At 60.8% G+C, this 23,956-nt stretch carries 20 protein-coding genes and 2 pseudogenes; 10 read left to right on the forward strand and 12 right to left on the reverse strand.

Translation table 11 applies throughout. The features are described 5' to 3' along the window. Positions 1 to 68: 68 nt before the first annotated feature. Positions 69 to 587 carry an Mpo1 family 2-hydroxy fatty acid dioxygenase gene (locus tag F7R06_RS10440; protein WP_090327773.1) on the reverse strand — a complete coding sequence of 173 codons (519 nt, stop codon included), beginning with the start codon at positions 585 to 587 and terminating at the stop codon, positions 69 to 71. 84 nt (positions 588 to 671) lie between these two features. Here F7R06_RS10440 and F7R06_RS10445 point away from each other — a divergent pair, with 84 nt between their 5' ends. Together F7R06_RS10445 and F7R06_RS10450 are read left to right on the forward strand one after the other, a co-directional pair. Continuing rightward, on the forward strand, positions 672 to 1,358 hold the full coding sequence (locus F7R06_RS10445) for a Crp/Fnr family transcriptional regulator (protein WP_090327776.1): 687 nt from the start codon (positions 672 to 674) through the stop codon (positions 1,356 to 1,358). Positions 1,359 to 1,417: 59 nt separating this feature from the next. After that, positions 1,418 to 1,783: a response regulator gene (locus F7R06_RS10450; protein WP_090327778.1), complete on the forward strand. Its 366-nt coding sequence runs from the start codon at positions 1,418 to 1,420 to the stop codon at positions 1,781 to 1,783. Positions 1,784 to 1,931: 148 nt separating this feature from the next. On the opposite strand, the gene F7R06_RS10455 is transcribed toward F7R06_RS10450, so the two are convergent. After that, a complete protein-coding gene (locus F7R06_RS10455) occupies positions 1,932 to 2,936 on the reverse strand; it encodes an AraC family transcriptional regulator (RefSeq protein ID WP_090327781.1) in 1,005 nt (334 codons plus the stop codon). A gap of 100 nt (positions 2,937 to 3,036) precedes the next feature. Between F7R06_RS10455 and F7R06_RS10460 the strand changes: the two genes are divergently transcribed. From F7R06_RS10460 to F7R06_RS10470, 3 genes are all read left to right on the forward strand, one after another. Then, positions 3,037 to 4,110 (forward strand): fatty acid desaturase, encoded by a 1,074-nt coding sequence (locus tag F7R06_RS10460; protein WP_090327784.1) that lies wholly within the window; start codon positions 3,037 to 3,039, stop codon positions 4,108 to 4,110. Positions 4,111 to 4,578: 468 nt separating this feature from the next. Next, the gene (locus F7R06_RS10465) at positions 4,579 to 5,160 is read left to right on the forward strand and encodes an alpha/beta hydrolase (RefSeq protein WP_047536146.1); all 582 of its coding nucleotides are present in this window, start codon (positions 4,579 to 4,581) and stop codon (positions 5,158 to 5,160) included. A gap of 67 nt (positions 5,161 to 5,227) precedes the next feature. Next, positions 5,228 to 6,151 carry a sigma 54-interacting transcriptional regulator gene (locus tag F7R06_RS10470; RefSeq protein WP_090327787.1) on the forward strand — a complete coding sequence of 308 codons (924 nt, stop codon included), beginning with the start codon at positions 5,228 to 5,230 and terminating at the stop codon, positions 6,149 to 6,151. Here the strand turns inward: F7R06_RS10470 and F7R06_RS31060 are convergent. Further along, positions 6,147 to 6,224 (reverse strand): annotated as a pseudogene (locus tag F7R06_RS31060) (outer membrane lipoprotein carrier protein LolA); the annotation flags it as partial. The gene F7R06_RS10470 and the pseudogene F7R06_RS31060 sit on opposite strands and share 5 nt — an antisense overlap. A gap of 199 nt (positions 6,225 to 6,423) precedes the next feature. Here F7R06_RS31060 and F7R06_RS10475 point away from each other — a divergent pair. The 5 genes from F7R06_RS10475 to F7R06_RS10495 all read left to right on the forward strand — a co-directional run bounded on the left by F7R06_RS10475 (position 6,424) and on the right by F7R06_RS10495 (position 14,210). Continuing rightward, positions 6,424 to 7,206 carry a MetQ/NlpA family ABC transporter substrate-binding protein gene (locus tag F7R06_RS10475; protein ID WP_090327789.1) on the forward strand — a complete coding sequence of 261 codons (783 nt, stop codon included), beginning with the start codon at positions 6,424 to 6,426 and terminating at the stop codon, positions 7,204 to 7,206. A gap of 523 nt (positions 7,207 to 7,729) precedes the next feature. Next, entirely contained in the window at positions 7,730 to 8,872 is a 1,143-nt protein-coding gene (locus tag F7R06_RS10480; RefSeq protein WP_090327794.1) for an RHS repeat-associated core domain-containing protein, read from the forward strand. A 120-nt stretch (positions 8,873 to 8,992) separates the two neighbouring features. Then, complete coding sequence (locus F7R06_RS10485; RefSeq protein WP_090327797.1) at positions 8,993 to 10,096, forward strand: efflux RND transporter periplasmic adaptor subunit; 1,104 nt, start codon at positions 8,993 to 8,995, stop codon at positions 10,094 to 10,096. Then, positions 10,093 to 11,160: an efflux RND transporter periplasmic adaptor subunit gene (locus tag F7R06_RS10490; protein WP_090327800.1), complete on the forward strand. Its 1,068-nt coding sequence runs from the start codon at positions 10,093 to 10,095 to the stop codon at positions 11,158 to 11,160. The genes F7R06_RS10485 and F7R06_RS10490 overlap by 4 nt, the downstream gene beginning before the upstream one ends. Then, a complete protein-coding gene (locus tag F7R06_RS10495) occupies positions 11,157 to 14,210 on the forward strand; it encodes an efflux RND transporter permease subunit (protein ID WP_090327802.1) in 3,054 nt (1,017 codons plus the stop codon). Before F7R06_RS10490 ends, F7R06_RS10495 begins: the two co-directional genes overlap by 4 nt. Positions 14,211 to 14,323: 113 nt before the next feature. Here F7R06_RS10495 and F7R06_RS10500 read toward each other — a convergent pair whose 3' ends face one another. The 9 genes and pseudogenes from F7R06_RS10500 to F7R06_RS10540 form a co-directional block, all read right to left on the reverse strand. Continuing rightward, entirely contained in the window at positions 14,324 to 14,953 is a 630-nt protein-coding gene (locus F7R06_RS10500) for a class I SAM-dependent methyltransferase (protein ID WP_090327805.1), read from the reverse strand. 145 nt (positions 14,954 to 15,098) lie between these two features. Further along, positions 15,099 to 15,455 carry a DUF6124 family protein gene (locus F7R06_RS10505; protein ID WP_090327807.1) on the reverse strand — a complete coding sequence of 119 codons (357 nt, stop codon included), beginning with the start codon at positions 15,453 to 15,455 and terminating at the stop codon, positions 15,099 to 15,101. 464 nt (positions 15,456 to 15,919) lie between these two features. Next, positions 15,920 to 16,564, reverse strand: a complete 645-nt coding sequence (locus F7R06_RS10510; RefSeq protein ID WP_090327810.1) for a methionine ABC transporter permease — start codon at positions 16,562 to 16,564, stop codon at positions 15,920 to 15,922. Continuing rightward, complete coding sequence (locus tag F7R06_RS10515) at positions 16,554 to 17,675, reverse strand: methionine ABC transporter ATP-binding protein (protein WP_090327812.1); 1,122 nt, start codon at positions 17,673 to 17,675, stop codon at positions 16,554 to 16,556. The genes F7R06_RS10510 and F7R06_RS10515 overlap by 11 nt, the downstream gene beginning before the upstream one ends. 2 nt (positions 17,676 to 17,677) lie before the next feature. After that, on the reverse strand, positions 17,678 to 18,487 hold the full coding sequence (locus F7R06_RS10520; RefSeq protein ID WP_090327815.1) for a MetQ/NlpA family ABC transporter substrate-binding protein: 810 nt from the start codon (positions 18,485 to 18,487) through the stop codon (positions 17,678 to 17,680). Positions 18,488 to 18,615: 128 nt separating this feature from the next. After that, positions 18,616 to 19,968 carry an LLM class flavin-dependent oxidoreductase gene (locus F7R06_RS10525; RefSeq protein ID WP_090327817.1) on the reverse strand — a complete coding sequence of 451 codons (1,353 nt, stop codon included), beginning with the start codon at positions 19,966 to 19,968 and terminating at the stop codon, positions 18,616 to 18,618. Further along, positions 19,968 to 21,161 (reverse strand): SfnB family sulfur acquisition oxidoreductase, encoded by a 1,194-nt coding sequence (locus tag F7R06_RS10530; protein ID WP_090327820.1) that lies wholly within the window; start codon positions 21,159 to 21,161, stop codon positions 19,968 to 19,970. The genes F7R06_RS10525 and F7R06_RS10530 overlap by 1 nt, the downstream gene beginning before the upstream one ends. Before the next feature lie 38 nt (positions 21,162 to 21,199). Then, a complete protein-coding gene (locus F7R06_RS10535) occupies positions 21,200 to 22,441 on the reverse strand; it encodes an SfnB family sulfur acquisition oxidoreductase (RefSeq protein WP_090327823.1) in 1,242 nt (413 codons plus the stop codon). Between the two features lie 368 nt (positions 22,442 to 22,809). Then, positions 22,810 to 23,574: pseudogene (locus F7R06_RS10540) on the reverse strand (hypothetical protein). Positions 23,575 to 23,956: the final 382 nt, after the last annotated feature.

Below are 23,956 nucleotides of genomic sequence, written 5' to 3' on the forward strand. Positions count from 1 at the left end.
CGGTGTCGGTCACAGATTTTGTGCTCAACACCGATCCATTGTGGGGGCGAGCCTCTCGCGATTGCGATCTAAACAGCCGCACGCTTCGGATTGACCCGAACACCCCCCGCCCGCGCCTCGATCTGCTCTTTCAACTCATGGCGCATCCCCAGCAAAAACGCCAGTTCAGCCACCACAAACAACGGCCCGACAATCAACCCCGTCACGTCATCGACGAACGCCGGTTTGCGCCCTTCGTAGTGATGGCCGACAAACTGAATCGCCCAACCCACCACAAACATTCCAATGCCGCTGGCCAGCCAGATGCCAGTGCTTTGCTGCGCCAGCGCATGACCGGCCCAGACACACAGCCCCAGCAACACCGTCATCAGCACGCCAAGGCGTAACTCCAGGCGCAGGTAAAACCACGCCGAAGCCAACGACACCAGCACCGCCGGTGAAAGCCAGCCCCCGGCCCATTGCGGACGAGACAGCAGCACAGCCACCGCCAGCACAATCAGCGGAATGCCGATGAAGTGGGTGGCGATGTTGCGCGGGTCACGGTGGTACGCGGCGTATTGACTGAGATGGTCAACGAGGCTTTTCATTGTTATTCCTCCTGTAGGGTGATTGATCATGCCTCGGGGCCATTGCTCACTCTGTCAGCCAGGCGACAATCTCTAGGAGTTTTCATGGATATGCAGGTCTGGCGTCCACGCCTGATGCACGGTCAGTGGTTCAGTCATTTGCCTGTTTCCTTTCAGGATAGTCTGCTGGCCGCCTCCAGGGTCCGGCGCCTGTCGCCGGGCCAGCGCTTGTTCAAGCGGGGTGATACGCCCTGTGGTCTGTACGCGGTGCTCGAAGGTGCCGTGCGCATTGGCACGGTCAGCGAGCAAGGCAAGGAAGCGTTGCTCAGCCTGGTGGAGGCGCCGCACTGGTTCGGCGAGATTTGTCTGTTCGATGGCCAGGCGCGCACCCACGATGCGTTCGGCCTGGGCAACTGCACCCTGTTGCACATCCCGCAAATGGCGCTGCAAAAGTTGCTCGGCGAACAACCGGAGTATTGGCGGCAACTGGCCTTGCTCATGAGCCAGAAACTGCGCCTGACCTTCATCCACCTCGAACAGCTGAGCCTGATGCCGGCCTCGACGCGGCTGGCCCATCGCTTGTTGATGATCGCCCACGGCTACGGCGAAATCGACCCGCCACGCCTGCGCCTGCAACTGCCCCAGGAGCAACTGGCTTCAATGTTGTCGTTGTCGCGCCAGACCACCAATCAAATGCTCAAGGATCTGCAGGGGCAGGGGATCTTGAGTCTGGGCTATGGCGAGATCGAAATCCTCGATATCGAACGGTTGCGGGTGCTGGCGATCTTTTAAAGGTGGGCTTTATCCCCGAACACGCCTAGCCTGTGCTGACGACAATCGAGGTGTGCCAAATGCGTGTCCTGTTAGTGGAAGACGAACCCGAGACTGCCAAGCGCCTGGCCGATGGCTTGAGCGAAGCGAGTTATGCGGTGGATGTGGCGGTCAACGGGATGGACGGCCGGCGCTTCATTGAGTCCGGCGAATACGAGCTGATCATCCTCGACGTCATGCTGCCGGGGCTCAATGGCTGGCAGCTGCTGCAACAGATCCGCAAGCTCGGTGAAACGCCGGTGCTGTTCCTCACCACCAGGGACGGCATCGAGGATCGCCTGCGCGGGCTGGAGCTGCATGAAGATGACTACCTGCTCAAGCCGTTCGCCGTCAGTGAGCTGGTGGCACGGGTGCGCAAGTTGTTGCGGCGGGGTCAGGGGCGGTAGTGATTTCTGTGGTGCCTGAACAATCGCTATCGCTGGCAAGCCAGCTCAGTGGCTTGTGTGAATCCTAAATGTCTGGTCAACCGAAAAGCCTGTGGGAGCTGGCTTGCCAGCGAAGAGGCCGGCAAAACCAGCGAAGATTTCAACGTCCTTAACGCAACCCATCCCGAAACTGCCCCGGCGTCATCCCGGTCCAGCGCTTGAATGCGCGGCTGAAACTGCTGGTATCGGCAAACCCCAATAAATAACTGATCTCGCTCAGCGAAACCTGGGGATCACGCAGGTGCAGCAGCGCCAGGTTCTCGCGGCTTTCATTGAGCAGCGTATCGAACCGACAACCCTCATCCGCCAGGTGCCGTTGCAAGCTGCGCAAGCTCAGGTGCAGGGCCTTGGCGATGTGCTCGGCGCTGGGTTCACCTTCCGGCAATTGCTCTTCTATGGCATCGCGGACCTTGCGCTCCCAGGTCAACGGCTTGAGTTGCGCCAAAGCGCGCTTGAGCACGGTTTCGTTGTGTTCGGCCAGTTCCGGGTTGGCGTCGTCCAGGTGACTGTCGAAGTCAACGAGGGCGAATTCCAGTCGGTCTTCGTCGGTGCCGAAGTGCACGGGCGAGCGGAAGACTTTATGCCAATGGTGCGGGTCTTCAGGTTCCGGCCGACGCAGGTAAACCGCCAACGGGGCATAGTCGCGGCCCAGGCGATTGCGGCAAGTGCGCACATAAATCGCCATGAACGCATCGATGGCCTCGTAGGCCGGGGCCGGATTGCCGATCGGAACTTTCAGACGGAAGCGGTAACGATCCTCGCCGCGGGTCAGTTCCAGTTCCAGGGCATCGCTGACCACCTGGTGATAGCGCACGATGCGCTCGAACACTTCGCGCAAACTGCCGCTGGCCACCAGTGCATAACCGAGGGCGTGAAAGGTGGTGGGGCTGACGAAACGTGAGACACGCAGGCCAATCGCCGGGTCGCCACTGGCTTGCACCGCAAGTTCCCACAGGCGCGTGGTACCGGATAACGGGTATCGGGCGTTCGGGTCGTCCATCAATTGCGGATCGAGCCCGGCCTGGCGACACAGGGCGGTGCTGTCGAGGCCCAGGGCGTCGAGTTGCTTGCGCAGGGCGCGGGTCCAGCTGGCGAGGGAGGTCGGTTCAGTCATGCTGATTGGCGCTTCCGGTCAACAGGTTGGCGTTCACGGCTACCGCTTCGGGAGTGTGAAGCGGGCAGGATGCGAACATCAATAACCAGAGGATGGAAGCATGCACGGTACTTCTGCAAGTCCCCAACGACTGAATGCAGCGCAGCGATCAGCGCATATTCGTGAAGTGGTGTTGGCCAAGGGCGTCGAACTGCGTCAGCGCTACCCGATACTCAAGCATCAGGACGCGCTGGGCGCGGGCATCCTGGCTTTCGCCTTGGCCGGGATGATCGGCTGCGCGGCGCTCTACATCAGCGGGCACATGGCCTGGTGGGCGTGCCTGCTGCTCAATGCGTTCTTCGCTTCGTTGACCCACGAACTTGAGCACGACCTGATCCATAGCATGTACTTCCGCAAACAGCGGGTGCCGCACAACCTGATGATGGGTCTGGTCTGGCTGGCGCGACCCAGCACCATCAACCCCTGGATTCGCCGTCACCTGCACCTCAACCACCACAAGGTCTCCGGCTCCGAGACCGACATGGAAGAGCGTGCGATCACCAATGGCGAGCCTTGGGGTTTTGCGCGGTTGCTGATGGTCGGCGACAACGTCATGTCGGCGTTTATTCGCATGTTGCGGGCCAAGACCTGGGCCCACAAATTCAGCATCATCAAACGTACGCTGAAGGTCTATGCGCCGTTGGCGCTGGTGCACTGGGGCGCGTGGTACGCGTTTCTCGGCTTCCACGCCGCAAACGGCATCGCGCATCTGCTGGGCACCCCGATTGAATGGTCGGCGACCACGCTGTCGGTAATGAGCGTGATCGACATCGCGGCGGTGGTGATCATCGGCCCGAACGTGCTGCGCACGTTCTGCCTGCACTTCATCAGCTCGAACATGCACTACTACGGCGACATCGAGCCGGGGAACGTGATGCAGCAATGCCAGGTGCTGAACGCCTGGTGGCTCTGGCCGTTGCAGGCGTTCTGCTTCAACTTCGGCAGCAGTCATGGCATCCATCACTTTGTGGTGAAGGAACCGTTCTACATTCGCCAGCTGACCGTGCCGGTGGGGCATAAGGTGATGCGGGAAATGGGGGTTCGGTTTAATGATTTCGGCACGTTTGCGCGGGCGAACCGGTTTGTGCGCAAGGCGGGAACGCAAGCGCAGCAGACGCGTGCTGCCGAGGCTTGAGAGCGGGAAACCGGATTGCCAAATGTTCGTCATCAATCTGACCCATAGGGACGCTACGGTGTGAGTCGGACAGGGAAGTCTGATGGCTGAACCATATATTTCTTTATGATCTAATAAAGTAATTAAATATTCCTTTATTAGATAAACGCTTCAGCCAATGATTGCTTCACCGCTGATGATCAGCACTGACAAATCCGATTTTCCGGGGCCGTCTCCTTGGCAGGGTGCGGCCCCTTTTTTATTGCGCAAAAACACCAGTCCCTGTGGGCGCGGGGGCCTGCTCGGGATGGCTGAGTGTCAGTCGACATCGCTGTGTTTGAAGTACCGCTATCGCGAGCAGGCTCGCTCCCACAAGGATTGGTTGCATATTCGATATGGGCCTTAATAAATAGCTTCTTATTCCTTAACGAATATAAATCCCGTCCCTATACTCGATCAGGAACAGACACGCAGCAGGAGAGCTCCCCCATGCGCAACGAATCCATTCGCTATCTGATTGTGCCGGGCTGGCAAGGATCGCCAGAAGATCATTGGCAAAGCCATTGGCAGAACAGCCTGCCGAACAGCGCACGGGTGGAGCAGGCTGACTGGCTGACGCCGCGTCGTGAAGACTGGGTTGCCGCGCTGGCCGAAGCGATTGCCGCCGACAGCACGCCGGTGATCCTGATCGCCCACAGCCTGGGTTGCATCACCGTCGCGCATTGGGCGGCGACCGCGCCCGTGCAGTTTCTGCGGCAGGTTCGCGGTGCCTTGCTGGTCGCGCCGGCGGACGTCGAGCGTCCCGCCTGTGCGCCGGCCCTGCGTAATTTCGCACCGATTCCTGGTGATCTGCTGCCCTTTCCCAGCCAGGTCGTCAGCTCCGATAACGACGCCGCCGTCAGTGCCCCACGCGCCCTGGAACTGGCGCGCAACTGGGGTGCTGAAGCGGGGATTCTGGCGGGTGCCGGGCACATCAATGTGAAGTCGGGTCACCAACGCTGGGAGCAGGGTTTTGCCTATCTCTACCGTCTGCAAAACCGCATGGAACATCACGCCCTGCGTCGCGCCTGAGTCTTTGGTTTTTTTCATTTTTAAATAACGCCCCCGTCTCCCGGCGGTTTTTGGGCGGGAGTCTGCCATGAGTTTTGAAACCTTCGGCCAGCCGCTGCTGACCTTTCCCGATGCTGAAAAAAGTCCCTTGAGCATCCGCGCCAAGGCGCTGGTGTTCGTCGATCCGCGTTCCCGGCAACTGCGCCAGGATCTCGAACAACTGGCGCCGCGTTCGATCTCGGTGCTGATCCGAGGCGAAACCGGCAGCGGCAAGGAGTTGCTGGCCCGGCACATTCATCGCGCCAGCGATCGCGGCGGGTTGTTTGTCTCGGTCAATTGCGGCGCCATCAGCCCGACCTACGCTGACGCGGAATTGTTCGGTTATGCCGCAGGCAGTTACAGCGGCTCGGCCAGCAGCCGCGCCGGCTGGTTCGGCTCGGCCAATGGCGGCACCTTGTACCTCGACGAGATTGGTGATCTACCGCTGCCGATTCAGATCAAATTGCTCGCTGCCCTGGAAAACCACGAAGTGACCCGTGTCGGCGCGCACCAGCCAAGCCCGGTGGACGTGCGCCTGGTGGCCGCCACCAGCATCGACCTGGCCCAGGCTGTCGCTGCCGGCAAATTCCATGAGCGGCTCTATCACTACCTCAGCGAAGGCCAGCTCGAACTGCCGGCCTTGCGCGAGCGGGTGGGCGATATTCTGTCGCTGGCCGAATACTTCCTCGGCATCTACAGCCAACGCCTGGACCTGCCCGTACCGCTGATCAGCGAGGCCGCGCAAGCGGTGCTGGAACGCCACTCCTGGCCGGGCAACACCCGAGAGCTGGAAAACGTCATCCACTTTGCATTGCTGGTGAGCACCGGCGACGAGATTTTGCCCGAGCATTTGAATTTGCCGGACGAAGGACTGGCGCAAATTGAACGGCAACTCCAACAGATTCTCGCCAAGGGTTCTGCCGCCGAAAAAGACGCCCTGAAACAAATACTTAAGCAAACCGGCCTCCTGTAGGAGCGAGCCTGCTCGCGATGAACCTGAGAGCGCCGCGGGGTGTCAGGTGCCCAACGTTATCGTTGACGACCATCGCGAGCCGGCTCGCTCCTGCAAGGGAATGCACGGGCTAGAGCTGTATGAACAAAATGGAATATGAAAGTGAATAAAAGATATTGTTCGGGAATAAAAAATCCCGGTATTGTCCGCTTCACGCCAGCGATAGCACTTCACTGGCACCACAATATTTAGCCGTCGCCACAAGCGACTGTGATTTTCGATAAGGACACTGCATGAAAAAGGTTCTGTTGTTCACCGCACTGGCGGCTGCCCTGACTGCGGGCCTGGCCCAGGCGGGCGAGAAACTGGTGGTAGCGGCGACCCCGATTCCACACGCCGAGATTCTTGAGCTGATCAAACCCACCCTCGCCAAAGAAGGCGTGGACCTGGAAATCAAAGTCTTCACCGACTACGTTCAGCCGAACGTGCAGGTCGACCAGAAGCGTCTGGACGCCAACTACTTCCAGACCCTGCCGTACCTGAAAAGCTTCAACGAAGGTAAAGGGACTCACCTGGAAACCGTGATCGGCGTGCACGTCGAACCGTTCGGTGGCTACTCGAAGAAAGTCAAAACCCTGGCTGAGCTGAAGGACGGCGCGACCATCGCCATCCCGAACGAAGGCAGCAACAGCGGCCGTGCCCTGATCCTGCTGCAGAAGGCAGGCCTGATCGAGTTGAAAGACCCGAAAAACGCCCTGGCTACCCCGAAAGACATCGCCAAGAACCCGCACAACTTCAAGTTCAAGGAGCTTGAGTCGGCCATGCTGCCGCGCGTGCTGGATCAGGTCGACCTGGACATGATCAACACCAACTACGCGCTGGAAGCGGGTCTGAACCCGGCTAAAGACGCACTGGTGATCGAAGGTGCCGATTCGCCTTACGTGAACTTCCTGGTCGCTCGTCCGGACAACAAGGACAGCGTGGCCATGCAGAAACTGGCCAAAGCCCTGACCAGCCCGGAAGTGAAAGCGTTCATCGAGAAGAAGTACAACGGCGCGGTACTGCCGGCGTTCTGATTGACGCGGTAAACCCCTTCAAGGTTTGGAACGCCGACGGCTGATACAGCGTCGGCGTTTTTTTGCGTGCGCACATTTCATGTGGGAGCGAGCTGCCTCGCTCCCACTGATTCGCCCAAAACCCCTCAGGCCTCCTTTGCCTTTAATGCCCTGCGCAACGCCACCAATAACTTCACGACGTCCTGTGGATTCATCGGCTTAGGCACTTTTGCGTCTGCCATTTTCTCTTCCTTGTGAGTCGTTGGCCGGGGAGTCTGGCCAAAAGCGGTCCGTCCTTGGAGGGGCATCTTGAAAAATAGATCGTTCCTACGGCGCAAGGGAAAATAGACGTCTTCCGTTGCCTCGGCAACGTTCCTCATCACGCTCATTGACCATCGCGAGCTTGATCGCGATTCGATATTTCAGGCATCGCCCAATCCGGCCTGCGAGGATAGCGCCGTCCCTGCCAAATGGACGACCTATCAGTTCTGATAGGTATTTAGGGCGACTTCGTTAGGGCAAGCTAATGCTTTACGAGGTTCCGATGATGACCGCGTTTAAAAAATCCCGGTATCGGTATGACGCGCTGGACCTGCTGGTCGGGGTCGAACCGGCCGATGCCCAGGCGCTGCAAAGGTTTTACTGCCGCGAGCATCTGGCGACCGAACTTCAGGGGACGTCCAGCCAGCATGTTTTCCAGCACGACAAACACCTGCTGGCGCTGCAGTCGCGCCAAGGTGACGCCTTCAACAGCGGCTTGCTGGCCAGCGATCAACAACGCTCTGTCTTGCAGGTTACCGGGCCTGGCGGGCCTGTGCGCCAGGCTTATGCACCCCACGGCCATCGTCGGGTCGACAGTGGCTCAGGCAGCCTCCTGGGGTTTACCGGTGAAGCGGTGGACCCGGTCACCGGGCATCATTTTCTGGGCAATGGGCGCCGGGTGTTCAACCCGGTGCTGATGCGCTTCAACAGCCCCGACAGCTGGAGCCCGTTCGGTCGGGGTGGGCTGAATCCTTATGCGTATTGCCTGGGGGATCCGGTGAATTTCACTGATCCGACCGGACAGTTTGCCCGGCTGGTCACCAGCCTGCTCGGCGTGGCAAACGCGCGTTTTGGCATGTCCCCTTCTATCCCCTACCAACTGGGAAGAGAAGCTCTGCTATGGGGCGCGGCAAGGAAGTTGCCGTTCAAGCAATCACTCGGTGCCGCGGGGTCGACCATTGCCGGAATCACGACGATGGTTTCGGCGGTGACCGCGGTGGGCAGTGCGGTCGCGGGCATTACCGGGGACACTGAGGCTGCAAAAACCCTGGGGTTCATCGCGTTGGGCCTGGCCGCGCTGACTGTTACGGCAAGATTGGGATCAGGCTGGGCCGCCAGAGATCCCCGTACCATTCCCGCGCTGAAGAATTTTGTCGGTAACGAAGGTCGGGTTGAGGTCCCCAGCACCAGATATTCAGCGTCTGCACCGCCTCTGACTCCAGACCCTTTTGAGGGAGCAAGCGCTCCTCCCCTGACGGGTGGTTTGACCAATGAACAGTTCACATATCCGGGTAGGGGTCGGACTTTTGATTTCTTGCTGGAGGAATTGTTTAGGCCAGCTGGGAATGCCCTGAACAAAAATTTTCGTCGCCACTCTGACGTAACAACGACGGCCAACAATATCCGCCAGCGTCCTTCCCTGTAGCCCCGGAAGTCGCGGTGAGAACCCTATAGCCCAGACTTTTTTGACTTCACCGGGCGCAGCTTTGTAACCCTGTTCTAAGCTGACAGACGAATTGCGCCCGTTAAACGCAAAGGAGTCTGCATGGCTGGTCCCGGAATGAAAATGGCGCTGGGCTTGAGCCTGTTGGCCTTGCTAAGTGCCTGTGGCGACAAAACACCGGTGGAGAAGAACCGGCCAAGGGTTTTCGTACAAGAAGTCAAACCGGCTCATTACGCCGCCAGCGTCACCCTGACCGGCGATGTGCAGGCGCGGGTGCAGACCGAGTTGTCGTTCCGCGTCGGCGGCAAGATCATCCAGCGCACGGTCGATGTCGGTGACCGGATTTCCGCCAAACAAGTCCTCGCCCGGCTCGACCCCAAAGACCTGCAAACCAACGTCGACTCGGCCCAGGCCCAGGTCGTTGCCGAACAGGCCAAGGTCAAGCAGAACGCCGCGGCCTTCGTGCGTCAGCAAAAACTCCTGCCCAAGGGCTACACCAGCCAAAGCGAATACGATTCCGCCCAAGCCGCATTGCGCAGCAGCCAGAGCTCCCTGGCGGCGGCCCAGGCGCAATTGGCCAATGCCCGCGAACAACTGAGCTACACCGCATTGATCGCCGAGGCGCCGGGTGTGATTACGGCGCGCCAGGCCGAAGTCGGTCAGGTGGTGCAGGCCACGGTGCCGATTTTCAGCCTGGCCCGGGACGGTGAGCGCGATGCGGTGTTCAACGTCTACGAATCATTGCTGGCCGGGTCGCCTGCGGACAAAACGGTGGTGGTCAGCCTGCTGGACAATCCGGCGATCAAAACCACCGGTACCCTCCGCGAAATCACACCGGCGGTCTCCGAGCAGACCGGCACCGTGCAGGTCAAAGTCAGCCTGGACAGCTTGCCGGACGGCATGCAGTTGGGCTCGGTGGTGAGTGCCACGGCCAGTGCTCGAGGCAAAACCGCCGTGGAACTGCCGTGGTCGGCGCTGACCAAAAACCTCAGCGAACCGGCAGTGTGGCTGGTGGATGGGGAAGGCCGGGCGCAGTTGCATAACGTCGTGGTCGGCCGCTACCTGACGGGCAAAGTCATCATCAGCGCCGGCCTGGAGGGCGGCGAAAAAGTGGTGATTGCCGGCGGCCAGTTGCTGCACCCCGGTGTGAAGGTGGAAATCGCCGAAAACACCTACAAGGACCTGACCGTGGGGGCTCAGCCATGAGGCGTCTGTTACTGGTTTTAGCCGGTGTGATGCTGGTGGCCTGCTCGAAAAAAGAACCACCGCCAGAGCCCGTGCGCCCGGTGCTGTCGATCAAGGTCCAGGCACTCGACGAGGAAAACCTCGGGCGCTTTGCCGGCAGCATCCAGGCCCGTTACGAAAGCAATATCGGTTTCCGGGTGCCGGGGCGCATCGCCAGTCGCAGCGTCGATGTCGGTGCCGAAGTCGACAAGGGCAGCTTGCTCGCCACGCTCGACCCCACCGACCAGCAGAACCAGCTGCGCACCGCCGAGGGCAATCTGGCGAGCATCCAGGCGCAGTTCATCAACGCCCAGGCCAATGCCCGGCGCCAGCAGGAATTGTTCGATCGCGGCGTGGGTTCCCAGGCGCAGCTCGATGGGGCGCAGACTGACCTGAAAACCACCCAGGCCTCCCTCGACCAGGCCAAGGCTTCGCTCAGCCAGGCCAGGGATCAGCTCAACTACGTTGAATTGCGCGCCGACCACAAGGCCGTGGTCACCGCGTGGAATGCCGAAGCCGGGCAAGTCGTCACAGCAGGTCAGCAGGTGGTGACCCTGGCGCAACCGGACATCAAGGAAGCGGTGATCGACCTGCCCGACACCCTGGTCGACCAGTTGCCCGAGGGCGTGGTGTTTCAGGTCGCCTCGCAACTCAATCCAAACATCTCCACCACCGCCACCGTGCGCGAAATCGAACCCCAGGCCGAAAGCACCACCCGCACCCGGCGTGCGCGCCTGACCCTGGCCGAAACACCGACCGCTTTTCGCCTGGGCACGGCGATCAGCGTGACCCTGAGCTCAACGATCAAGCCGCGCATTGAACTGCCCCTGAGCGCACTGCAGGAGGTCGCTGGCAAACCGCGTATCTGGGTGGTCGATGTGCAAGCGCAAACCGTGGCGCCCCGGGATGTCAGCATCATCAGTCGCTCGGACAGCACAGTGGTGGTGGCCAGTGGCGTGAAATCCGGCGAGCGGATTGTCACGGCCGGCGTGAACAGCCTCAAACCGGGGCAGAAAGTGAAAGTCGACGAGGACAGCCCGCAATGAAAGGGAGTTTCAACTTATCGGAATGGGCCCTCAAGCATCAGTCGTTTGTCTGGTACTTGATGTTCGTCGCGCTGCTGATGGGCGTGTTTTCCTACATGAACCTGGGCCGCGAGGAAGACCCCTCGTTCACCATCAAAACCATGGTGATCCAGACCCGCTGGCCCGGCGCGACCCAGGAAGAAACCCTCAAGCAGGTCACCGACCGCATCGAGAAAAAACTCGAAGAACTCGACTCGCTCGACTACGTGAAAAGCTACACCCGTCCCGGTGAGTCCACGGTCTACGTGTACTTGCGCGACACCACCAGCGCCAAGGACATCCCGGAAATCTGGTACCAGGTGCGCAAGAAGATCAACGATATTCGCGGCTCGTTCCCTCAGGGGATTCAGGGCCCCGCGTTCAACGATGAGTTCGGTGATGTGTTCGGTTCGGTCTATGCCTTTACCGCCGACGGACTGTCGATGCGTCAGTTGCGCGATTACGTCGAACAGGCCCGCGCCGAGATCCACGATGTACCGGGGCTGGGCAAAATCGAGATGGTCGGCCAGCAGGACGAAGTCTTCTACCTGAATTTCTCGACACGCAAACTGGCGGCGCTGGGCATCGACGAGCAGCAAGTGGTGCAAAGCCTGCAAACCCAGAACGCCGTGACCCCGGCCGGGGTGATCGAGGCCGGTCCCGAGCGGATTTCCGTGCGCACCTCCGGGCAGTTCGTTTCCGAAAAGGATCTGGCCAACGTCAACCTGCGTCTCAACGACCGCTTCTATCGCCTGGCCGACATCGCCGATATCAGCCGCGGCTACGTCGACCCGGCGTCGCCGGAGTTTCGCTACAACGGCCAACCCGCCATCGGCCTGGCCATCGCCATGCAAAAGGGCGGCAACATCCAGGTGTTCGGCAAGGCGCTGCATCAGCGCATCAATGAGCTGACCGCCGACCTGCCCGTGGGCGTCGGCGTGCACAACGTGTCCGACCAGGCGGTGGTGGTGGAAGAAGCCGTCGGCGGTTTCACCAGTGCGCTGTTCGAAGCGGTGGTGATCGTGCTGGTGGTCAGCTTCATCAGCCTGGGCGTGCGCGCCGGGCTGGTGGTGGCGTGCTCGATCCCGCTGGTGCTGGCGATGGTCTTCGTGTTCATGGAATACAGCGGCATCACCATGCAACGGATTTCCCTGGGTGCATTGATCATTGCCCTGGGCTTGCTGGTGGATGACGCGATGATCACCGTCGAGATGATGGTCTCGCGCCTGGAGTTGGGTGACACCAAGGAGCAGGCCGCCACCTTCGCCTACACCTCCACGGCCTTCCCGATGCTCACGGGGACGCTGGTGACCGTCGCCGGTTTCGTGCCGATCGGCCTGAACGCCAGTTCCGCCGGCGAATACACCTTCACCCTGTTTGCGGTGATTGCCGTGGCCATGCTGGTGTCGTGGATCGTCGCCGTGCTGTTCGCCCCGGTGATCGGCGTGCACATTCTCAGCACCAACGTGAAGCCGCATTCGGCCGAACCGGGGCGTGTCGGGCGGGCATTCAATGCTGGCCTGCTGTGGTGCATGCGCAATCGATGGTGGGCGATTGGCATCACCGTGCTGTTGTTCGGGTTGTCGGTGTTCGGCATGCGGTTCGTGCAGAACCAGTTCTTCCCGTCCTCGGATCGCCCGGAAATCCTGGTGGACTTGAACCTGCCGCAAAACGCCTCCATCGACGAAACCCGCAAAGCGGTGGACAAGCTCGAAGCGACGCTCAAGGGCGACCCGGACATCGTGCGCTGGAGCACCTACATCGGCCAGGGTGCGATTCGTTTCTACCTGCCCCTCGACCAGCAATTGCAGAACCCCTATTACGCGCAACTGGTGATCGTCAGCAAAAACTTCGAAGCCCGCAAAGCCCTCAGCGATCGCCTGCGTGAGCGCCTGCGCAAAGACTTCGTCGGCATCGGCAGTTACGTGCAAGCGCTGGAAATGGGGCCGCCAGTCGGGCGGCCGATGCAGTATCGGGTCAGCGGCAAGGACATCGACCAGGTGCGCAAGCACGCCATCGACCTGGCCAGCGAACTGGACAAGAGCCCATACATCGGCGAGATCATTTTCGACTGGAACGAGCCCGGCAAGGTGCTGCGCATCGACATCGCCCAAGACAAGGCGCGCCAACTCGGCCTGTCGTCCCAAGACGTGGCGAACCTGATGAACAGCATTGTCAGCGGTTCGACCGTGACCCAGGTTGACGATGACATCTACCTGATCAACGTGGTCGGTCGTGCGGTGGACGCCGAACGGGGTTCGCCGGAAACCCTGCAAAACCTGCAGATCGTCACGCCGGGCGGCACCTCGATTCCGCTGCTGGCCTTTGCCACTGTGCGTTACGAACTGGAGCAGCCGCTGGTATGGCGTCGCGACCGCAGGCCGACCATCACCATCAAGGCGGCGGTCGTCGGCGATATACAGCCCACCGACCTGGTGGCCCGACTCAAACCGGACATCGACAAATTCGCCGCCGGTTTGCCGGTGGGCTATAAGGTCGCCACCGGCGGTACGGTGGAGGAGAGTGGCAAGGCCCAGGGGCCGATTGCCAAAGTGGTGCCGTTGATGTTGTTCCTGATGGCCACCTTCCTGATGATCCAGTTGCACAGCGTGCAGAAGCTGTTCCTGGTGGCCAGCGTCGCGCCGCTGGGCCTGATCGGCGTGGTGCTGGCGCTGGTGCCGACGGGAACGCCGATGGGCTTTGTGGCGATCCTTGGGATCCTGGCGCTGATCGGTATCATCATCCGCAACTCGGTGATTCTGGTGACCCAGATCGATGAGATGGAGAGGGCAGGCCTTTCACCCTGGGATGCGGTGATGCAAGCCACCGAGCACCGGCGTCGGCCGATTCTGTTGACCGCTGCGGCGGCGAGCCTGGGGATGATCCCGATCGCCCGGGAAGTGTTCTGGGGGCCGATGGCCTACGCGATGATCGGCGGGATCATTGTCGCAACCTTGCTGACGCTGCTGTTTCTGCCGGCGCTGTACGTGGCCTGGTACAAGATTCGCGAGCCACAGAAGGACGGACAGTAAGGCGAGCGCTTCGCGCTCATCGCTGGCAAGCCAGCTCCCACAGTTGACCATGGTCTTCAGACAAACCCGGTTCCCTGTGGGAGCGAGCCTGCTCGCGATGGCGTCCGGATGGGCTACGCAGGCTTGCGCCAGACACTCGCCAACCATGGCTGTTGCTCACGCGGCAGCCCTGCGGGCCGGTAGTAATGCTCCAGCTCCACGAACCCCGCTTCGGTCAGCAACTGCTGCCACGCCTGAAGATCGTGATAGGCGCCATAGCGTGGCCCGTTCCAGCCTTCCTGATTCTCGCCACGGGGATTGGAGCTGAACAGCACGCCACCCGGTTTCAAGGTTTCGCGCAATTGCTTGAGCACCCGAGGCAATTCCTGGCGCGGGATGTGAAACAGCACGGCGTTGGCGAAGATCCCGTCAAAGCGCTCGGCCGGCAGATCGAGCTTTAAAAAGTCCTGCTGCCAGACCTCGCAACCGCTGTCCTCGCGCGCCATCTGGGCGAATTTTTCTGATCCGTCGAGGCCGACCGCCTTGTGCCCCAGGCGCGTGAACGTCTGCAAATCACGACCCGGCCCACAACCAAAATCGAGAATGTCGAACGGCGCCTCGCCCTGGATATGGCGCAGCAGGGCATCGATGTTCTGGCTGACATCGTGATCGCGGGTGCCTTCACGAAAACCTTCGGCCACCGAGTTGTAATGGGCCAGGGTGGTGGCGGTGATTTGCTGGAGATCGTCGGGGGTCTGTTTCATGGTGGGCTGCGCAGGCAATTGGAATGGGTCGAATATACGCCATCAGGTAGGGGGCTGCTGTGCAGCCCATCGCGAGCAGGCTCGCACACATTGGGTGGCGTTTCCCTGTGTGAGCGAGCCTGCTCGCGATGGCGGTTTTAATGGCTCAACCGTGTTTCATCCCCAAGCACTCAATCGATCGATCAACCATCGCCTTGGCGATCTCCAGCAAATGCCAGACCGAGAACACCATGGCCCGGTCGGCGCCCTTGAGGTGGTCGCCGCACTGATAGGCGGTCACCGAGGCACAGCGCAGCAGATCGGCGATGTAGAGCTGGGTGTCTTCGAAGCTCACGTCTTTGCTGACGTTGTAGAAACGCAGTTCGTCGGGCGGTGAGGGTTGATCGCCGGTGAGGTAGAAATCGATGGCGCGGTAGAGCGCCGAGCGATCTCTGAGCAGGTCGTCGGTGATGTCTTCGTTGGAGGGTGTTTCGGGGGGTGGATCGGGAACGGATCTGTCCATGAGTGTTGCTCCTATTGCTTCATGGGAGCCGTCACTTCTCGCCTACTAAACGATTGGGTGGCGGCTGTACGCAGGTTAGTAGGCCGGTCAATAGGAAAACCGTGCATCCGAAGATGCCCCGCGCACAGCCACCATATTCTGCATGCGGCAAAAAGTGCCGAACATGAGCATGGAATTGCTATGCGCCTATTGTTCCGGGCTACTAAACCCGGTCACTGATGAGCAGTGACGGGCCGAGACTAGTCACCCAAATTGGCAGGCGCAAGCGAGCGAAATAATCTAGGAAATGTCCTGCAAAGGAAAGGGAACAGGGCTGTAGGAGACCTATTTTTCCTGTAGGAAAAATCCGCTTTTTGTAGGAGCGAGCCTGCTCGCGATGGACGCAAGAGCGCCGCGTTCATCCAGGCAGCCCTCGTTATCGTTGACGTCCATCGCGAGCGGGCTCGCTCCCACAAAGGGCCCCCTTAGCGTTTGTTAAGACCCCGCGCCAAGCGATCCCCGCCCAGCTGAATCACCGCCACCAACGCCACCAGCAACACGATCACCGTGAGCATGATCTGGCTGTCAAAGCGCTGATACCCGTATCGATAGGCGATGTCCCCCAACCCGCCCGCGCCAATCGCCCCGGCCATGGCCGAGGAGTTGATCATGGTCACCAGGGTAATGGTGAAACCCCCGACGATGCCGGGCAGCGCCTCAGGCAACAGCACATGCCAAACGATGTGCCCGCGCCGGCAGCCCATGGCTTGCGCCGCTTCGATCAAGCCGTGATCGACCTCGCGCAAACTGACTTCGGCGATGCGCGCAAAGAACGGCGTCGCGGCGATGGTCAGCGGCACCACGGCCGCCCAGACGCCGTAGGTGGTGCCGACGATCAAGCGGGTGAACGGGATGAGCGCGACCATCAGAATCAGGAACGGAATCGAGCGAAACAGGTTCACGAACGCGCCCAGCGCGCGGTTGATGGTCGGTGCCTCGTAGATGCCGCCCTTGGAGCTGGTGACCAGGATCACCGCCAGCGGAATCCCCGCCAACAGTGCGATCAAGGACGACACGCCGACCATCAAGAACGTGTCGATGAAGCCTTGCAGCAATCGATCAAACCACATAGCCCAATACCTCGACCTGTTGCGCCCATTGGCTGGCACGTTGGCGCAGTGCTTCGGCGCCCAGGGGCGAGCCGGTCACGGCCAGCAGCAGTTGCCCGAGGGCGTGGCCCTGAATCCGTTCCACGCCACCCTGTAACAAACGCACGCGACCGCCGAGGGCACCGAACAGGGCGGCGATGTCCGGTTCGTCCTGGGCCGAGCCGGTGAATTGCAGGCGCAGAACGACGGCGTCATCCGAAGTCTGCGGCTGCGCTTGCAAGCGACTTTGCAGTTCTGTCGGCAGCGCATGTTGCAGCGGCGCGAGCAACGTTTTGCTGACCTCATGCTGCGGGTTGCCGAACACTTCCCACACCGGCCCCTGCTCAACGATGCGCCCGTGTTCAAGCACGACCACGCGATCACAGATCTCGCGGATCACCGCCATTTCGTGGGTGATCAAAATGATGGTCAGGCCCAGGCGCTGATTGATCTCGCGCAGCAGGCCGAGGATCGATTGGGTGGTCTCCGGGTCGAGCGCCGAGGTGGCTTCGTCGCACAGCAGAATGGCCGGGTCGTGGACCAGGGCGCGGGCGATGCCGATGCGCTGCTTCTGGCCGCCGGACAGCTGCGCCGGGTACGCCTTGTGTTTGGCTTGCAGGCCCACCAGTTCCAGCAGTTCGCGGACCTTTTGATCGCGTTTTTCCTTGGGCACCCCGGCGACTTTCAGCGGCAGTTCGACGTTCTGCCAAACGGTCTTGGCCGACATCAGGTTGAAGTGCTGGAAGATCATGCCAATGCGCCGACGCAGGGCCACCAGGCGCTCTTCATCGAACTCGCCGATGTCCACTTGATCGATCAACACACGCCCCGACGTCGGGTGCTCAAGGCGGTTGATGGTACGGATCAGCGACGACTTGCCGGCGCCGCTGCGGCCGATGATGCCGAACACTTCACCACGCTGGATCGCCAGGTCGATGCCTTGCAGGGCGGCCACCGGGCCTTGCTTGCCGTCGTAGGTTTTGCCCAGGCCGACAAAGCGCACGTGGGCGCGATTGAGCTCCGGGTGCAGCTCGGTCTGTTGTGCATGGCGGGGCTCTGGAATCTCCAGTCGCCGTTGGGTCGCGGCCGTCATGCTCAGCTCTCCCAACCGGCTTGATAGAGCTTGCCGTGGGCTTTATCCAGGGCAGCGCGCACGGCGGGCGAGTGCTGGTAGATATCGACGAACTTGATCAGGCGCGGGTCGGTTTTGCTTTTGGGCTGGATCACGAACTGGATCACGTATTCCTTGTGATCGAGGCCGTCGAACAGCAGGGCGGAGCCGGCATCGAAGGTCTTCGACAGGCGAATGTAGGCCGGGTAACCCTGGACCAGATCGGCGTCGTCATAGGCACGCACCAGCTGCACGGCTTCGACTTGAAGAATCCTGATTTTCTTCGGGTTGGCGATGATGTCTTCTTCGGTGGCCTTGTAGCCGACGCCTGGCTTGAGGGTGATCAAGCCGGCCTTGGCCAGCAGCTGCAAGCCACGACCGCTGTTGATCGGGTCGTTGGCGATGGCCACGCTGGCGCCTTCTGGCAGTTCATCGAAGCTTTTGTATTTTTTCGAGTAGAGGCCGACGTTGTTGATGATCCCCGGCGCGAACGGCACCAGGTCAAAACCGGAGGCGGCCTTGGCGTTTTCCAGGAACGGGATGTGCTGGAAGTAGTTCACGTCGATGTCGCCGGCCGCGAGGCTGACGTTGGGGGCGATCCAGTCGGTGAACTCCACCAGCTCGACTTTCAGGCCTTGTTTGCCGGCTTCTTCGACCGCCGCTTCCAGGGGAATGGCGAAGGCGGCGGTGGTGCCGATTTTCAACGGTGCGTCGGCGGCGAACACCGCAGAGCTGAACAGGCCGAGGGCCAGGGCCAGTGCTTTGACTGGGTTAGAGAGGTGGTTTTTGGTCATGTTGGTTTTTTCCAGTCAGTGCATGAATTTTGGGTGTTTATCAGGGCCTCATCGCTGGCAAGCCAGCTCCCACAGTGGGTCTGTGGTGTTCACAAAACCTTGTAGGAGCTGGCTTGCCAGCGAAGCTTTTAGCGTCGGTAGGCTGAGCCCGTATGTTTCTCAGGCAAATACGCCTCACCGTGAAACAGCTTTTCGCGCAGGCTGCCGTTGTCGTAGGCGGTCTTGTACGAGCCTCGCCGTTGCAGCTCGGGGATCACCAGATCGATGAAGTCCACATAGCTTTCCGGCGTGACGATCCGCGTCAGGTTGAAGCCGTCCAGCCCGGTTTCGGCGATCCACGATTCCAGCTCATCCGCCACTTGCTGCGGTGAACCGACCAGGGTGATGTAGCGTCCGCCCAGGGCGTGTTGTTCGAGCAATTTGCGTCGGGTCCAGTCGTTGTTTTGCAGGTTTTTAGTGGCCGACTGGATCGCGTTGCTTTTCACGTACTGGATCGGTTCGTCGATGGCGTACTCGGAAAAATCGATGCCGGTGGACGCGGAAAAATGCGCCACGCCGGCTTCGGTGCTGGCGCAGCTCAGGTACTCGGCGTGCTTCTTCCAGGCCAGTTCTTCGGTTTCGCCGACGATCACGTTCAGCCCCATGAACACCTTGATGTCTTCAGGGTTGCGCCCGGCTTCGACGGCGCTGGCGCGGACCTTGTCCACCTGCACTTTGGTCGACGGTTTGTTCTGGCCGCTGATGAACACGCATTCGGCATGGCGCCCGGCGAACAGCAAGCCGCGATCGGAGCTGCCGGCCTGGAACAGCACCGGCGTGCGTTGCGGCGACGGCTCGCAGAGGTGATACCCCTCGACCTGATAGAACTCGCCCTTGTGCTCGACCTTGTGCACTTTGTCGGGCTGCGCATAGATCCGTTGTTGCGGATCGTTGAGTACGGCCCCGTTTTCCCAGCTGCCTTCCCAGAGTTTGTAGAGCACCTCCAGGTATTCGTCGGCCTGGTCGTAGCGGCGGTCATGCTCGACCTGTTCGCTCAGGCCCATGGCCTTGGCGGCGCTGTCGAGGTAGCCGGTGACGATGTTCCAGCCCACCCGGCCACGGCTCAGGTGATCCAGGGTCGACATGCGCCGGGCGAACAGGTACGGCGGTTCGTAGGTGAGGTTGGCGGTGAGGCCGAAGCCGAGGTTTCTGGTCACGGCGGCCATGGCCGAGACCAGCAGCAGCGGGTCGTTGACCGGCAGCTGGATCGACTCTTTCAGCGGTACGTCCACGGACTGCTGGTAGACGTCGTAGACGCCGACTATGTCGGCGATGAACAAGCCGTCGAACAGCCCGCGTTCCAGCAACTGCGCCAGTTCGGTCCAGTATTCGATGGTTTTGTATTGGGTCGAGGTGTCCCGGGGATGGGTCCACAAACCATGGTTGATGTGCCCGATGCAGTTCATGTTGAACGCGTTGAGCAGGATCTTTTTCCTGGCCATCAGATAGTCCCCCGCAGTGGCGGGTTTTCATCATTGAGGTAGTAGTTGCCCACTGCGTGGTACTTCCAGCGCACCGGGTCGTGCAGGGTGTGCACGCGCGCGTTGCGCCAGTGGCGATCCAGACCGTGTTCGGCCAGGGTGGCCTGGCTGCCGGCCAGTTCGAACAGGGTGCTGCCAGCGGCCAGGGAAATTTCGGTGCTGAGGGCGCGGGCTTCGGCGACGGCAATCGATGCGGCGGCGACGGTCTCGGCGTTAGTGTCGGCCTGGGCCTGGTCGAGGCGTTCACCGGCACGTTCCAGCAGGGCCTCGGCAGCGTGCAGGCGAATGCTCAAGTGGCCGAAGCTCTTGATCGTCAGCGGGTCATCGGTGGCTTTTTCGTGGGTGGCGTCGATCCACGGCCGGGTTTTGGTGCGCACGAAATGCAGCGCATCTTCATAGGCGGCGCGGGCGATGCCGGTGTCGATGGCGGCGTGGAGAATCTGCGCCAGCGGGCCGACCGGCGTCGGGCGCTCGAAGGCACTCTGGAACGGGATCACGTCTTCGGCGGCGACAAACACGTCTTCGAACACCACCGAGCCGCTGCCGGTGGTGCGCTGGCCAAAGCCGCTCCAGTCGTCGATCACGGTCAGGCCCTGGCTGTTGCGCGGGACGAACGCCAGTTGCTGCACGCCGTTTTCGTCCACAACGGAGGTCGGAATGCGTTGGGCGTAAATGGCCCCGGTTGAGTAGAACTTGCGGCCGTTGATGCGATAACCGTCGCCATCGCGGGTCAGGCGGGTGACGCGGTCGTGGGCGGTTTTGGTGCCCAGTTCGGCGAGGGCATTGCCGAAGCGCTGACCGGCCAGCACTTCGGCGTACAGGCGTTTTTTCTGCTCGGGGCTGCCGTTCACGCGCAGCACTTCGAGGGCATAGAAATGGTTCTGCGGGATCTGCCCCAGCGAGCCGTCCGCCTGGGCGATCAGGGCGATGACGTTGGCCAGGGTGACGTTGGAAACCCCGGCGCCGCCGTACTCTTTGGGCACGCTGATGCCCCACAGGCCCGAGCGGGAAAACACTTCCAGCTCCGGGTGTGGCAAACGGCGTTCACGGTCGCGCAGGGCGCTGTCGCGTTTGAAATCTTCGGCCAGGTCGCTGGCGACAATCAGGGCTTGCTCATCGCTGGTGATGACCGCGACGTGTTGAGAAAGGGTCATGTGGTTCTCCAGAGCTCTGGTGAAAAGTGTTCTGGTCGTTAAATCCAGGAATGGCGAGCGGGCAATGTGCCGTTCAGGTGATAGCTGCCGACGGCGTGATATTTCCAGCGCACCGGGTCGTGCAGGGTGTGCACCCGGGCGTTGCGCCAGTGGCGGTCGAGGTTGAACTCGGCGAGGGTGGCGCGGCTGCCGGCCAGTTCGAACAGCTTCTCGCTGGCCAGCAGCGAAATCTCGGTGGTCAGCACTTTGGCTTCGGCCACGGCAATCGAGGCGCGGGCGGCGGACTCGGCGGTGAGCGGCGCGGCGCTGACCTGATCGAGCACCTGCCCGGCCTTGCGCAGCAGGGCTTCGGCGGCGTGCAATTCGATTTTCAGTCTGCCGATGTCGGCGATCACGTACAGGTCATCGCTGGCCCGGTCGACCTTGGCGTCGATCCATGGCCGGGCACGGGTTTTCACGAATTCGATGGCGTCGTCGATGGCGCCACGGGCGATACCGGCGTCGATGGCGGCCTGGATCAGTTGCGAGACGGCGCCCTGGGTATTGGGCTTTTCATTGATCTTCCAGTTGTCCACCACCAGTTCGGCATCGACCCGCACGTTGTTGAGCAAAATGGTGCCGCTGGCGGTGGTGCGCTGGCCGAAACCGGACCAGTCGTCGACGATGCGCAAGCCCGGCGTGCCGCGACGCACGAAGGCCAGCACTTGCTTGCCGTCGTCATTGAGCGCCTTGACCGCGACCCAGTGCGCGAACAGCGCGCCCGTGGAGTAGAACTTCTGCCCGTTGAGGACATAGCCATCGCCGTCGGCGGTGATGCGTGCCTTGAGTTCCAGGGTGTTTTTGTTGCCGCGTTCAGGGCCGGCATTGCCGATGCGCCAGCCTTCGAGCACGCTTTTGAAGAGCAGTTTTTTCTGCACTTCGGTGGCGCTGCCGGACACCAGGTTGAGGATGCCGAACTGGTTCTGCGGGATTTGTCCGAGCGCCGGGTCTGCCGCGGAAATGATCGCGAACACCTCGGCTAACGTGACGAACGAAACCTGCGGGCCACCGTACTCGCGCGGGATGGCGATGCTGCCCAGGCCGCTGCGGGTGAACTGTTCGATTTCCGACCACGGCAGCTTGCGCTGCTGGTCGCGTTTGGCCGCTTGCAGGCGGGCGACTTGCGCCAGCTCATGGGCCGCCTTGATCGCTTGTGCGTCGTTGCGCAACACCTGCGCGGGCAACAACAGCGGGGCGACGTCCAGATCACTCTGGACAATTGCTTCTGCCAGACTGGACATCAACGCCACTCCTTGGCTGCACGCAATGCCCTGGCGATCTGCACTGGGGTGATTGTGTTCCGGACCATACCTACCTCACATCTCATGGAAGCGCCGCGGGGTGCGGCGAACGAAAACAAGAATGTCCGGTGGTCCGGTCTATATACCCTAAGCGTTTATAAATAAGTTATGAACTAACTTTTAGGAATATATATAGAAGTGTGTCATCGCCCACTGTTCATGGGGCAACAGTTGTTTCTGGGGCAACAGTTCAAGGCTGGATTTGGCTTTTTGCAGGAGCAAGGCGTGCCCGCGATAGCGCCCATTGGATCGCCATCGCGGACACGCCTTGCTCCTGCAGAAAAAGCGCCGCGCAAGGCGCAAATGTCTCATCGCCTGCGGGCTTCGGCTGCTTTGAGGGAGGCTTTCTTCGGGACTTTGAGGTAAGGGTTGGCGCAACCAATCTTCAGCGTTCGCGCCGGCGCCCAGCGCGAGTTGTTGCCCACGCGGTCGAGGATGCAGTACGTCACTTCCAGGCGCAGGTCTTCGCCGCCTTCGAGGATGATCGCTGGCGGCACCCAGACCTGGATCGGTTGACCAACATCGCTGGTCTTGACCCGGGGCAGGTCCATGCGCACGTCACCTCAGCGCAGGGTGATTTCATCGTCGACGGCCATGTTCAGGTACGGCTCGATGGTTAACGGCACACCCCGCTTGACCTGGTTCGGATTGACCCCCTGGCGGCGGATCGTCTCGGGGATGCTGACCGGTGCCAGGCTCTGGTTTTCGTCGCCACACAGGGCCGAGGGCTGGCCACCGGGGCAATCGAGTTTGATCTGTACGGATCTGGCGGCAGACAGCGCCGGGCCCCGGCCGACCTGCATGACCCGGTAGTGGATGCGCGAGGTGCCATTGTCGATGAAGCTCTCGGGCACGCGCAGTTGAACGGGATGGCCGACGTCAGTGGCGGTCAGCACGCGGGAGGCGACGTAGCAGTGGTTCCAGAACAGTTCGATCAGGTCGCCTTCGTCCATTGTGGCGTAGGCGGGCACCTCGATCAGCAGGTGCGCGGCGGAAGTGATGTTGATGCCGGTTTTGTGGGATTGCGCCAGGGTCGGGGCCGCCAGTCCGGTTTTGTTCGAGGTGCTTGTCATAGAGTCTCCTTGAAGTCTTGCAACGAGGTCGGTTTCTGGAAAACCGGAAACTTTAATATCGAGCAGCAAGACCGTTCATTACTTTGAGTGGAAATAATGAGTGCGCGTGATGATTGACGTCGGTGGGAGACTAGATACGAGTTCGATTGAATAAGTGTCAATAGCGTTAGTTGCTCGAATACAAAATCCGCTGTTATTCAGAAAGTTCCTACGTAATGAAGTTAATAAACGCTATAGGTGCGTCGACATTGACCATGAAGGCCAGCAATGCTTGGTTTTTTGGCGGTGGTGTGGGGTGGCGGCGAGCGGCCTGGAGACGTTATGTGTTTGTTGCAGGATATAAATATGTACCGCGTGCTCTGACAAAAAGTTGCTTATTGTC

This window comes from Pseudomonas moorei, from assembly GCF_008801475.1.
GTDB classification, from domain to species: Bacteria; Pseudomonadota; Gammaproteobacteria; order Pseudomonadales; family Pseudomonadaceae; genus Aquipseudomonas; species Aquipseudomonas moorei.